General features: G+C 67.5%; 12 protein-coding genes and 1 riboswitch. Of the genes, 6 read left to right on the forward strand and 6 right to left on the reverse strand.

Annotated features, from left to right (window positions below; all coding sequences use genetic code 11):
* Window positions 1-3: 3 nt before the first annotated feature.
* From ACWF99_RS27660 to ACWF99_RS27675, 4 genes are all read left to right on the forward strand, one after another.
* Window positions 4-1,281 (forward strand): family 2 encapsulin nanocompartment cargo protein terpene cyclase, encoded by a 1,278-nt coding sequence (locus ACWF99_RS27660; protein ID WP_452537777.1) that lies wholly within the window; start codon window positions 4-6, stop codon window positions 1,279-1,281.
* Entirely contained in the window at window positions 1,278-2,150 is an 873-nt protein-coding gene (locus ACWF99_RS27665) for a geranyl diphosphate 2-C-methyltransferase (protein WP_378636896.1), read from the forward strand. The genes ACWF99_RS27660 and ACWF99_RS27665 overlap by 4 nt, the downstream gene beginning before the upstream one ends.
* Entirely contained in the window at window positions 2,147-2,707 is a 561-nt protein-coding gene (gene idi, locus ACWF99_RS27670; protein WP_452537778.1) for an isopentenyl-diphosphate Delta-isomerase, read from the forward strand. Before ACWF99_RS27665 ends, idi begins: the two co-directional genes overlap by 4 nt.
* Window positions 2,708-2,878: 171 nt before the next feature.
* A complete protein-coding gene (locus tag ACWF99_RS27675; RefSeq protein WP_452537779.1) occupies window positions 2,879-3,250 on the forward strand; it encodes a hypothetical protein in 372 nt (123 codons plus the stop codon).
* Between the two features lie 7 nt (window positions 3,251-3,257).
* Here ACWF99_RS27675 and ACWF99_RS27680 read toward each other — a convergent pair whose 3' ends face one another.
* From ACWF99_RS27680 to ACWF99_RS27690, 3 genes are all read right to left on the reverse strand, one after another.
* The gene (locus ACWF99_RS27680; protein ID WP_378636904.1) at window positions 3,258-3,986 is read right to left on the reverse strand and encodes an aspartate/glutamate racemase family protein; all 729 of its coding nucleotides are present in this window, start codon (window positions 3,984-3,986) and stop codon (window positions 3,258-3,260) included.
* On the reverse strand, window positions 3,986-5,473 hold the full coding sequence (locus ACWF99_RS27685; protein ID WP_452537780.1) for an NCS1 family nucleobase:cation symporter-1: 1,488 nt from the start codon (window positions 5,471-5,473) through the stop codon (window positions 3,986-3,988). The genes ACWF99_RS27680 and ACWF99_RS27685 overlap by 1 nt, the downstream gene beginning before the upstream one ends.
* 84 nt (window positions 5,474-5,557) lie before the next feature.
* On the reverse strand, window positions 5,558-6,280 hold the full coding sequence (locus ACWF99_RS27690; protein WP_378636910.1) for a GntR family transcriptional regulator: 723 nt from the start codon (window positions 6,278-6,280) through the stop codon (window positions 5,558-5,560).
* 106 nt (window positions 6,281-6,386) lie between these two features.
* Here ACWF99_RS27690 and ACWF99_RS27695 point away from each other — a divergent pair, with 106 nt between their 5' ends.
* The gene (locus ACWF99_RS27695; RefSeq protein ID WP_378636913.1) at window positions 6,387-7,565 is read left to right on the forward strand and encodes a serine hydrolase domain-containing protein; all 1,179 of its coding nucleotides are present in this window, start codon (window positions 6,387-6,389) and stop codon (window positions 7,563-7,565) included.
* 80 nt (window positions 7,566-7,645) lie between these two features.
* Entirely contained in the window at window positions 7,646-8,869 is a 1,224-nt protein-coding gene (ilvA, locus tag ACWF99_RS27700) for a threonine ammonia-lyase (protein ID WP_452537905.1), read from the forward strand.
* 50 nt (window positions 8,870-8,919) lie between these two features.
* Here the strand turns inward: ilvA and ACWF99_RS27705 are convergent, their stop codons facing one another.
* The 3 genes from ACWF99_RS27705 to ACWF99_RS27715 all read right to left on the reverse strand — a co-directional run bounded on the left by ACWF99_RS27705 (window position 8,920) and on the right by ACWF99_RS27715 (window position 12,228).
* A complete protein-coding gene (locus ACWF99_RS27705) occupies window positions 8,920-9,234 on the reverse strand; it encodes a DMT family transporter (RefSeq protein WP_358114922.1) in 315 nt (104 codons plus the stop codon).
* A gap of 10 nt (window positions 9,235-9,244) precedes the next feature.
* A riboswitch (guanidine-III (ykkC-III) riboswitch) is annotated at window positions 9,245-9,309 on the reverse strand.
* A gap of 65 nt (window positions 9,310-9,374) precedes the next feature.
* The gene (argH, locus tag ACWF99_RS27710) at window positions 9,375-10,793 is read right to left on the reverse strand and encodes an argininosuccinate lyase (RefSeq protein ID WP_378636916.1); all 1,419 of its coding nucleotides are present in this window, start codon (window positions 10,791-10,793) and stop codon (window positions 9,375-9,377) included.
* A 232-nt stretch (window positions 10,794-11,025) separates the two neighbouring features.
* Entirely contained in the window at window positions 11,026-12,228 is a 1,203-nt protein-coding gene (locus ACWF99_RS27715; protein ID WP_056824327.1) for an argininosuccinate synthase, read from the reverse strand.
* Window positions 12,229-12,395 lie beyond the last annotated feature (167 nt).

A 12,395-nucleotide genomic window follows, 5' to 3' on the forward strand; every position in this document is an offset into this window, starting at 1 on the left:
ACCGTGTCCATCCTCACCAGGGTCGGCGCTCCCATCGCGGCAGGCGAGCTGGCTGTCGCGGTGGCGGCCCTGTTGCACGGCGCCGCCGCCCCGGCCGACCTGTTCTCCGGCACCGCGACGCTCCCCCGACGCGCACCCGGTGCGCCCACCGGCTCCGTCACGCCACGTCGTCTTCGCGGTCCGACCGGGATAGGCACTTCAGGCCTGCGATTGTTCCCGGCACAGAATTCTCCTGCCGCTCCCGCTGCGGAGACGACGAATTCCACTGGGCAACAGCCGATTCCCGCTCTCTACTGCCCACCTCCCGAGCGTGACGACCCGGCGCTGGCCGAGGCCGTCAACGCGGGTCTGCTCGCCTGGGCCGCCGAGATCGGCCTCTACGAAGGCCGTCTGGACGAGCTCGCCAAGGCCGACTTCGGCCGGTTGATCATGCTCGCCCATCCCGATTGCGACGATCCCGACCGGCTGCTGGCCGCCGCACGCTGCGCGGTGGCGGAATGGTCGGTCGACGACTACTACTGCGAGGAGGACGCCCCTGGCGACACCGCACCCGACGGCACACCGTCCAGCGCCGCCGCCGAACTCGGGCCACGGCTCGAATTGGCCGCCGCCGCGATGGATCCGGCCCATCTACCCACGCGGTACGCGCCCAGGCTCGAACAGGCCATGCAGGCCGACCCGATCCTGCGCGCGTTCCGCACCTCGTTCGCGCACCTGGCGGGGTACGCGAGCCCGGCGCAGCTGGCCCGGTTACGCACCGAGATCGCGGGGTGGTTCATCGCGCTCGGCGCGGAGGCGGGCTGGCGCACCGCGGACCGGATGCCGCCGGTCTGGGAGTACCTGACCAACCGGCAGCCGCACAGTTTCCTGCCGTGTATGGCACCGATCGATGCGGTCGGCGGCTACGAACTCACCGCCGCCGACTACGCCGATCCGGCGGTGCGGCGGGTGACCACCACCGCCGCGCTGGCCGCCCAGATGGTGAACGACCTGTATTCGATGGCGCGCGAGGACCTTTCGGGCGGCAGGGAGTTCAACCTGCCGACGGTCCTGGCCGCCGAGGAGGGCTGCAGCCGGGCCGACGCCGTGCTGCGCACCGCCCAGATCCACGACGAACTGATGCATCGCTTCGAACGGGAGGCGGCCCCCCTCGCCGCCTCGGGCTCACCCCAGCTGCGCCGCTTCCTGGCCGGGCTGTGGGCCTGGATGGGCGGCAACCGCGCCTGGCACGCCGGCAGTCGCCGCTACCACGACATCGCACCAGGAGAGGACGACAGATGACCATCGTCAACACCCCCGACCGCTCGGTCCTGCGCACCACCTATCAGCGTTCGGTCGCCGCGTACTGGAACAACAATCCCAACGACGACCGGGTCAATACCGAACTGGGCAAGGTCGACGGCCTCTACCACCACCACTACGGCATCGGCGAACCCGATTGGTCGGTACTCGAAGGCCCGGAGAAGACCCGGCAGGAACGGATCGTGCGCGAACTACACCGCCTCGAGACGGCCCAGGCCGACTATCTGCTCGACAACCTCGGCGCCATCACCCCCGACGACCGGCTGATCGACGGCGGCTCGGGCCGCGGCGGCACCAGTTTCATGGCCGCCGATCGCTTCGGCTGCCACGTCGACGGCGTCAGCATCTCCGAGTACCAGGTCGGCTTCGCCAACGATCAGGCCGAGGCCCGCGGTGTGACCGAGCGGGTCGGGTTCCACTTCCGCAATATGCTCGACACCGGCTTCGTCGACGAGTCGGCTCGGGCCATCTGGACCAACGAAACCACCATGTACGTAGACCTTTTCGATCTCTTCGACGAATTCGCCCGCGTGCTCGAACCGGGTGGGCGCTACGTGTGCATCACCGGCTGCTCCAACGATGTCACCGGCGGCCGGTCCGCCTCGGTCAGCTGGATCGACGCGCACTACGGCTGCATGATCCACCCGCGCAGCGAGTACTTCCGCGCACTGTCCGACAGCGGCCTCGTCCCCACCACGGTCGTCGACCTCACGCCCGACACCATCCCGTACTGGGAGTTGCGCACCCATTCCGAGCTCGCCACCGGCGTCGAACAGCCGTTCCTCACCGCCTATCGCGAGGGCAGCTTCCAATACCTGATGATCGTCGCCGATAAGGTGGCCAGGTGACCGAGAAGCTCGCCGACCCGTCGACCGACCGCGAAACCATGCTCGTCGAGCTGGTCGACGAATCAGGCGCGGCGATCGGAGCGTGCTCGGTGGCCGATGCCCATCGGCCACCGGGCACGCTCCACCGCGCCTTCTCCGTGCTGCTGTTCGACTCGCACGGACACGTCCTGCTCCAGCAGCGCGCGGCGGTGAAGACCCGGTTCCCGCTCCAGTGGGCGAACACCTGCTGCGGGCATCCGCTGCCGGGTCAGAGCGTTGTCGAGGCCGCTGCGATCCGGTTGCGCGAGGAGTTCGGGATGGCGGCCGAACTCACGAAGGTCGGCGTGTTCACCTACCTCGCCGGCGACGAGAAGACCGGCCGTGTCGAGCACGAGTACGACCATGTCCTGATCGGTGTGGTCGGCGAGGTGCCCCCGCGGCCGGACCCGGCCGAGATCGCCCGCTGGGCGTGGATCCCCCCGCAGGAAGTGCGTGCGGATCTGGCAGAGAACCCCGGCAAGTACACGCCGTGGCTGTCCCAGGTGCTCGAGATCGCCGATCAGGCCCACCAGCGCTGACCTGGCTGTCCCTGCTTTCTTTTCTCGTCCCGGGGCCTCCCGTGACGATCTATCGAACAGATGCGCATATCTATATTTGTAGATGGCTTCGAGTTCCTTGGGGAACTCACAGGCTCACCACAGTCCGTGAACAGGCCGCCCGGCGAAACTGGACATCGAACGGTCCGCACGATGGCGAGTGAGGTAGCGATGGTCGAGGTCGAGATCAACGACGACACGGTGACGGTCAATGTGCTCGGTGGGCATCGCCTGCTCGCTCTGCGCCAGCAGGTCGTGATCGACCGCGCCGCGATCATCGAGATCGCTACCGCCGAAGTGGACCTGCGGCCCCCGTGGGTCCGTGCCCCCGGCACCTTCATCCCCGGCGTGATCGCCGCGGGCGTCTACCGAGGCAAGGGCCGCAAAGAGTTCTGGGACACCACTTTCGGCGGCAGCGCCGTGCGGATCGACCTCGACGGGCCCGACTTCACCCGCCTGGTCGTCGACGTCGACGATCTCGCCGCGGTGCTCAACGCACTGGGCACCGAGGCCGCCGGCGTCTGACCGGCCTTCACGAACCGAACGATTCCAGCAGTCCCGCGTACGTCTTCGGCGGCGGCGTCGCGAACTCTCCCCTACCCGACTTGCGCAGGCCCATCGTCAGCAGCGACTGCACGGTCAAGGTCGCCGCCGCGACGCCGTCGATCACCGGCACCCCGATCTCGTCACGGATGTGCGCGCACAGATCCGCCATTCCGGCACACCCGAGCACCACAGCATCGGACCCGTCCTGCGCGACGGCGACCCGGCACGCCTCGGTGACGATCTTGCGCGCGTCCGGATCGGTGTCGAGGGCGAGTACCGGGATCTCGCACGCGTGGATTCCCCGGCAGAACCGTTGCATCCCATAGTGTTCCGCGAGATCGGCCGCCCGCCCGATGGTGCGGCCGAGCGTCGTGACGACACTGAATCCGCGACCCAGATGACTCGCGGTGTGCATGGCCGCCTCGGCGATCCCGATCACCGGCCCCACCGCCAGTTCCCGTGCCGCGTCCAAGCCCGGATCTCCGAAGCAGGCGATGACGTACCCGTCCACCCCGTCGGCCTCGCCCTGCCGGATCGCGGCGAGCAGGCCCGGCACGCTCATCGCCTCGTCGTAGTGGCTCTCGATCGAGGCGGGCCCGATCTCGGAGGTGACCGCGTCGAGCAGCGTGCCCGGGCCCGCGACGGCCAGCGCACACTGCTCGATCGTGTCGGTCATCGCCCGCGTGGTGTTCGGGTTGACGACCCGGATGCGCATCAGACACCGACCTCCTCGGCAGCGGCCGTCCGCGCGGCGCCCGTCAGCAGGTAGTAGACGGCGAAGCCGATACCGCACCCGATGAACCAGCTGTATTGGGCGGCGGTGTGCATGCCGGGCAGGCTGTTGGCCAGCACCGGGAACACCGCCACCGCGGCGGCCACCGCGGTCGCGATGATCGCGGCCGGGTGATAGCCCTTCGCGTAGTAATACGTCCCCTGCTCCGACATCGTGAACAGATCGTTGACGACCACCTTCTGCTTGCGCACCAAGTAGTAATCGCAGATCAGCACCCCGAACAGCGGTCCGATGAAGGCCCCGAGAACCTCGAGGGTGTAGTGGATGACGTCAGGATTGTTGTACAGATTCCAGGGCGTGATCAGCACCGAACCGACCGCCGCGATCATGCCACCCGCGCGCCAGCTGATCCGCTGCGGACTGACGTTCGAGAAATCGAAAGCCGGCGAGATGAAGTTCGCGACGATATTGATCCCGATGGTGGCGACGGTGAAGGTGAGCGCGCCGAGCACGATCGCGAAAGTGGAATCGATCCTGGCGACGGTGGCGACCGGATCGGTGATGAGCTCGCCGTACACCGGCAATGTCAGGGAGGCGGTGACCACCACCAGTACCGAGAAGACCAGGAAATTCACCGGAAGCCCGAGGAAGTTCCCCTTCTTCACCGCGGCGAAGCTCTTGCCGTATCGGGAGAAGTCACCGAAATTGAGCATCGGCCCCGAGAAATACGACACGACGAGGGCGATCGCGCCGAGCATCACCGGCACCGACGCCCAGCCGGTGTATTTCACATCGCCGAGTTTCAGGTCGATGGCACTCCAGCCCGCCTTCGCGATGAGGTAGCCGCACAGCAGGAACATGACGACGTAGACGGCGGGGCCGCAGAAGTCGATGAACCGGCGAATCGATTCCATGCCCCGCCAGAACACGCACGCCTGCACCACCCACAGCAGCAGGAAGCTGCCCCAGCCCAGGGCCGACAGTCCGAGGAACCCGTAGTCGGCGGTGACGGCGTAGGGCGCCAATCCCGGAAACAGTTTCACCAGAACGACATCCAGCGCCGCCGACGCGAGGAAAGTCTGAATGCCGTACCAGGCCACCGCGATCAGACCGCGGATGATCGCGGGAATATTCGCGCCGAGCACGCCGAATGCACTGCGGCAGATCACCGGATAGGGCACCCCGGTCATCTGACTCGGTTTCGCCACCAGATTACAGAAGAAGTACACGATGGTGATGCCGATGAGCAGTGCGGCGAGCACCTGCCAACTGGCCAGCCCGAGTGCGAAAAGGCTTCCCGCCGTGACATATCCGCCGACGCTGTGCACATCCGACATCCAGAACGCGAAGATGTTGTAAGTGCCCCAGCTCTGCTTGCGCAGGGGCGCCAGATCCTCGTTCGTCAGCCGCGGGTCGTAAATGGGCGGTTCGCCGGCGGGAACCGCCGAGGACGTAAGGGTGTCGGTCATGATCGTTCCCGTCCGAAAGGGTACATCTGCTGAATTGACGGTAAGTATCAGCAATTGCCCAGCGGTTTCCCGGGAATTTCGCGCCTATTGCACCGAAGATATATCTTCCGGAGCGAGCAGCCCGGTATCGGTCGGCAGGGTCGCGACCACGGTTTCCAGCCTGCGGTGGTGCTCCTCGGCGGCCACGAGCAGACGGTCGACATCGCGGGCGAGGAACGCGTCGAGCATGGCGATGTGGTCGATGTGCAGGCGCTCGCGGTCGAGTCGGTCGATGTGGACCATCGACTGCACCGGCTCGGTGACATTCCACGCGGCTTCGAGCATGTACAGCAGCCGGAACATCCGTGACGGCCGGGTCAGGGCCACGTGGAAGCTGCGGGACTGGCGCTGGTACGACTCGGGATCGTCGTCGAGGATGGCGCGTTCGAGCAGGTCGTTCACCGCGAGCAGGTGCGCGCGTTCGGCCTCGTCGGCGTGCAGCGCGGCCGCGGCGAGTGACGCCGTCTCCAAAGTGTCACGCACGATGTACATTTCGCGCAGTTCACGGGCGGTGAGCTGGGCCACCTGGTAGCCGCGCTGCTGACGGTGGGTGACCAGGCCCTCCCCGATCAGCGTCTTGAGCGCCTCACGGACCGGGATGTGACTCACCCCGAACAGCTCGGCGACTTCACGCAGCGGGATCACGGTGCACGGCGGTACGGCACCGTCGAGGATCACCCGGCGCAGTTCGCCCAGAATCACTTGCGGTCGGCCTGGCTCATCGACCACAAGCCTTGCGAGCAGCGCCGATCGTCGTCTCGGGGGCATGCGAACATGCTATGGACCACGTATTGCGTGCGGAGTGTTCGGTGTGACAGTTAGGAAACGTTCACCGTACCGACCGGTCCCTAGTGTGTGATGGCATGCTCGGAGGATGGGAGTTTCGACAGCGCAGTCGGTGGATCGCCGTTTCGTCCGCTTGGTCACCGTCTTCGACCATCTGTTCCGCAAGCCCTCACACGGCGGTGGCGCACTGTGCGTATATCTGCACGGCGAGCCCGTCGTCGATGTTTGGGCGGGCTACGCGAGTCCGGGCGTGCCATGGACGGCGGACTCGGTGGCGTTGGGCTTCTCCACCGGAAAAGGCGTGGCCTCCACCGTGATTCATCAGCTGGCCGATCGGGGACAGCTCGACTACGACAGCCCGGTCGCCGAGTACTGGCCGGAGTTCGCCGCGGCGGGCAAGGCCGGCATCACCGTGCGCGATGTACTCACCCACCGCGCCGGTCTGCACCGGCTGCGTGGTCTGCTGCCCGGGCCGATCGAGAGTTTCCTCGATGACGGTGCCGTCACCGCCGCGCTGGCCGCCGCCACTCCCGATCCGCGGCATCGGGTCACCAGCGGCTATCACGGAATCAGCTACGGGCACTTGGCCGCCGAGATCGTCGCGCGGGTAACCGGCCGCGAATTCGTCGATGTGGTGCGCACCGAACTGGCCGAACCTCTCGACGCCGAAGAACTCTGGTTCCGGGTGCCGCACGATCAGCGCCACCGCATCGCCACCACCTTCCCGCGCCTGCGCGCCGCGGGCATGGATTGGGATACCGGCTCCGATCTGCTCACCCGTACCCGTTTCGCCGCCGCAGCCGAGACCACCCCGCGCGGGTTCGCCGACCTGATCGTCGATGAACGCGTCCACGATTCGGTGATGCCCGGCGTGAACGGTGTCTTCTCCGCCCGCGCGCTCGCCCGCGTGTACGCCGCCCTGGCCAACGGCGGCGAACTCGACGGCACCCGCATCCTGTCCCCCGGCTCGATCCCCCGCTTCGCCGCGCGCCAGGTCTTCACCCCCGACTACGTCCTGGCATTCCGCATCCCCTGGGCCATGGGCTTCCACGGTGTCCCGATGAAACCCTCCAAGGCCGACCCGATCTCCGCCTTCGGCCACTTCGGCCTCGGCGGCTCCGGCGCCTTCGCCGATCCCGAAACCGGCCTCTCCCTCGCCTTCGTCACCAATCGTCTCGGCGGCAGACTCACCCCGCTCGGCGACGCCCGCCTCACCCGCCTCGGCACCATCGCCCACAACATCGCGAAGTCGTCGCAACTCCCCTGAGCCAGTCGCGGGTCGGTTGATCACTGCACAATATGGACGCAACACCTGGATACACGACTCGCGATGCCGAACCTGGCACCATGTGGCCGATGGAGACCGTGGGACTGGAGCGGATCGAGGAGGCCGCGCGACTGCTGGCGCCGGTGATTCGACGGACACCGATCGTGGGGTCGCGGGTGTTGTCGGAGCGGGCGGGGACGCAGGTGCTGCTCAAATGCGAGAACTTGCAGCGGACCGGGTCGTTCAAGCCACGCGGGGCCTATAACCGGATCGCCAATCTCCCGGCGGCGGATCGGGCGCGGGGCGTGGTGGCGGCCAGCGCCGGCAACCATGCGCAGGGTGTGGCGTGGGCGGCGAGCGAACTCGAGATCGCCTCGACGGTGTTCATGCCGGTCGGGGCCTCGTTGCCGAAGCTCGTCGCGACGCGCGCCTATGGTGCCGACGTGCATCTGGTGGGTGACACGATCGACGAATCCTTGGTCGCCGCACAGGACTTCGCCGACCGCACCGGCGCGACCCTGATCCATCCCTTCGACCATCCCGACATCGTCGCCGGTCAGGCGACAGTCGCGCTCGAGATTCTCGAGCAGGTTCCCGAGGTGGGCACGGTCGTCGTGCCCACCGGTGGTGGCGGGTTGCTCGCGGGTGTCGCCGTGGCGTTGCAGGCGTTGGCGCCGAATGTCCGGGTGATCGGCGTGCAAGCCGCCGAGGCGGCGGCGTGGCCGGATTCGCTGGCGGCGGGCAGGCCGGTCCGGGTGCCACGGATGTCGACGATGGCCGACGGTATCGCGGTCGGACTACCCGGCGCGGTGCCCTTCGCTCATGTCGCCGAGCTGGTGTCCGAGATCGTCACCGTCGACGAGGACGCCCTGTCCAGGGCCCTGTTGCTCTGCCTCGAACGGGCCAAACTCGTCGTCGAACCCGCGGGTGCGGCGGGCGTCGCCGCCTTGCTCACCTCCGCTCTCGAGGATCTGCCCGGCCCGGTGGTGACCATCCTGTCGGGCGGAAATATCGACCCGCTGTTACTCACGCGCGTGATCGGCCACGGTCTCAGCGCCGCGGGCCGCTACCTGGCCATGCACGTGACGATCGACGACCGGCCAGGAGCCCTGTCCGCGCTGCTCGCCGTGGTCGGGCGAGCGGGCGCGAGCGTGGTGGATGTCGTGCACTCGCGAACGGGGCCGTGGCTGGCCGTCGACGAGGTCGAGGTGTCGCTCACCGTGGAAACCCGCGGCTCCGCGCACCGCGACGACGTCCTGGACGCACTGCGTGACTCGGGTTTTCGTGTACACGCCGAGCTCTAGCAACCGTCCGCTCACCGAGTTCCCGCACCACGAGCCCGGAGATCACCGCGTCAGTGCGCCATTTTCAGCCCGACCACACCGGCAACGATCATCACCAGGAACACGGCCTTCACGACCGAGAAGGCTTCCGCGCCGGTGACCATGGCATAGACGACGGTCAGGACGGCACCGATGCCCACCCAGACCGCATACGCGGTGCCGACGGGGAGATCGCGCATGGCCAGCGCCAGCCCGGTCATGCTGGCTGCCAGAGCTACGCCGAAAACCACGGTCGGGACGAGTCGGGTGAACCCTTCGGTTCGGCCCAGCGCGGTGGCCCACACTGCTTCCAGCACACCGGAGATGACGAGCAGAATCCATGACATGACGAGCCTCCTGTGGCCGTCTTGTCGCGTTCCGGGTACGGCTACCCTCGTCCGGGAGCCCCGTTCGGGCTCACTGCCAAGTTGTCACAGCGGCAACCTCTTGGCAAGCGGGTGGTGGGTGAAGTCACCACCTCCCCGCCTCAGCTCAACCAGGCGCGAGCGTCGTCCGCGGTCTTGCGGACCTCGTCGAGCTGTTCGGCCACGCGCACACCGGCGGTGCCACCCCGCGCGTTGCGCGAGGCGATCGAACCCTGGACCGTGAGCACCTCGCGCACACCGGCGGTGAGCGCGGGGTCCACGGCGGCGAACTCTTCGTCGGTCAGCTCGTCGAGACCGACACCGCGCGCCTCCGCGACGCGCACGCACGCACCGGCCGCCTCGTGGGCGACGCGGAACGGAACACCTCGGCGCACCATCCATTCCGCGATATCGGTGGCGAGGGTGAACCCGGCGGGTGCGAGTTCGGCCATCCGGTCGGTGTGAAAGGTCAAGGTGGCGACCAGGCCCGCGATGGCGGGCAGGAGCAGTTCGAGCTGCGCGACCGAGTCGAAGACCGGCTCTTTGTCTTCCTGCAGGTCCCGGTTGTACGCCAGCGGTTGGGCTTTCAGCGTGGCGAGCAGGCCGGTCAGGTTTCCGATCAGGCGGCCTGCCTTGCCGCGGGTGAGCTCGGAGACATCGGGGTTCTTCTTCTGCGGCATGATCGACGAACCGGTGGACCAGGCGTCGGCCAGGGTCACGTAGCCGAATTCCGGTGTGCTCCAGATGATGACCTCTTCGGCCATCCGGCTCAGATCGACGCCGATCATGGCCAGCACGAAGGCGGCCTCGGCGGCGAAGTCACGCGAGGAGGTGGCGTCGATCGAATTGGCGGCGGAGGCGGTGAAATCCAGTTCGGCGGCGATCTGCTCGGGATCGAGGCCCAGCGAGGAACCGGCCAGCGCGCCCGAACCGTACGGCGAGATGGCGGCGCGCTTGTCGAAATCGCGCAGGCGTTCCAGATCGCGCAGCAGCGGATGCGCGTGGGCGAGCAGGTGATGCGAGAGCAGTACCGGCTGGGCGGCCTGGAGGTGGGTCTTGCCCGGCATCACGGCGTCGGGATGCGCGGCCGCCTGCGCGACCAGCGCGTCGACAACATCGAGCACACCGGCGGCGACGCGACGCACACCGTCGCGCAGCCACATCCGGAACAGGGTCGCCACCTGGTCGTTGCGCGAACGACCGGCCCGCAGCCGACCACCGAGCTCGGTGCCGACCCGCTCGATCAGCCCGCGCTCGAGCGCACCGTGCACATCCTCGTCGGAGTCGGCGGGGCCGTAGGCGCCCGAGGCGACGTCGGCCGCGAGCGCGTCGAGACCGGCCAGCATGGCGGGCAGATCCTCGTCGGCGAGCAGCCCGGCCTTGTGCAGCACGCGAGCATGCGCCTTGGACGCGCGAATGTCATAGGGAGCCAGCACCCAGTCGAAGTGGGTCGACTTGCTCAGCGCCGCCATCGCCTCGGCCGGACCGGAAGCGAATCGCCCACCCCAGAGGGCACCTTCGTTGGTTCCACTATGGGTCATCGTGTGCCCTCTCCTGGGTATAGGCGGTCGCGCTCACAGTCGCACATCGGCTGCCAGCGCACGAAGGGCAACCGAATCGAGCCTACGGTTGCCAACTGATCTAGCGAGAACATGGGTAACTCATCGGGCACGCCCAGAACAGGTGTACACCTCAGGTGAGCCCGGAACCGACGCCAACCGCCCCCCTACGACCGGCAGAAGTCGCGGGGAGGCGGGAAGGCGGCGGGCGAGCTTACTTCTGGTTCAGGTCGCGGCGCGCGGCAACCTTCGAGGACAGGCCATGGATCTGGACGAAGCCCTTGGCCAGCGACTGGTCGAAGGTGTCGCCCTCGTCGTAGGTGGCCAGGTTGAAGTCGTAGAGCGACTGCTCGGAGCGACGGCCGTTGACCACCGCGGACCCACCGTGCAGCACCATCCGGATCTCGCCGGTGACGGTCTGCTGGGTGTCGGAGATGAAGGCGTCGAGTGCGCGCTTGAGCGGGGAATACCACAGGCCGTCGTAGGCCAGCTCGCCCCAGCGCTGCTCGACCTGGCGCTTGTAGCGGGCCAGCTCACGCTCGACGGTGACGGCTTCGAGGGCCTGGTGCGCGGTGATCAGCGCGATGGCGCCCGGCGCCTCGTAGATCTCGCGGCTCTTGATGCCGACGAGGCGGTCCTCGACCATGTCCAGACGGCCCACGCCCTGACGCCCCGCGCGGGTGTTCATCTCCTCGATGGCCTGCAGCACGGAGACCGGGCGCCCGTCGATGGCGACCGGCACACCCTTCTCGAAGGTGATGATGACCTCGTCGGGCGCTTCGAAGTTCACCGTCGGATCGGCGGTGTAGTCGTAGACGTCCTTGGTGGGCGCGTTCCACAGGTCCTCGAGGAACCCGGTCTCGACCGCGCGGCCCCACACGTTCTGGTCGATGGAGAACGGCGACTTCTTGGTGACGTTGATCGGCAGGCTGTTCTGCTCGGCGAAGGCGATGGCCTTCTCCCGGGTCCAGGCGTAGTCGCGGACCGGGGCGATGACCTCGAGGTCGGGCGCGAGCGCGCCGATGCCGACCTCGAAGCGGACCTGGTCGTTGCCCTTGCCGGTGCAGCCGTGCGAGACGGTGGTGGCGTTGTGGAACTTCGCGGCCTCGACGAGGTGCTTGACGATCAGCGGGCGGCTGATGGCCGAGACGAGCGGGTACTGGCCCATGTACATGGCGTTGGCCTGGATGGTGGGCAGGCAGTACTCGTCGGCGAACTCGTCGCGCGCGTCGACCACGATGGCCTCCACGGCGCCGCAGTCCAGTGCGCGCTGTCGGATCGCGCTCATGTCCTCGCCGCCCTGGCCCAGGTCGATGGCCACGGCCACCACCTCGGAACCGGTCTCCTTCGCGATCCAGCTGATGGCGACGGAGGTGTCAAGCCCACCGGAGTAGGCGAGTACGACGCGATCGGACATGTCTGTTGTGCTCCTCGAAGTCTGGTACGTAAGGCCTGCCGTGAGCAGTATGGATGCTCCGGCCGCCGGTTCGGCTCACGCCGTTGCTACAAATGATTATGCATGATGATGCAATCTCATTCATAACCGGGGGTACGGCGATACCGTAAGCCCCCTTGGCGAGCAGT

The organism is Nocardia sp. NPDC055002, assembly GCF_053608825.1.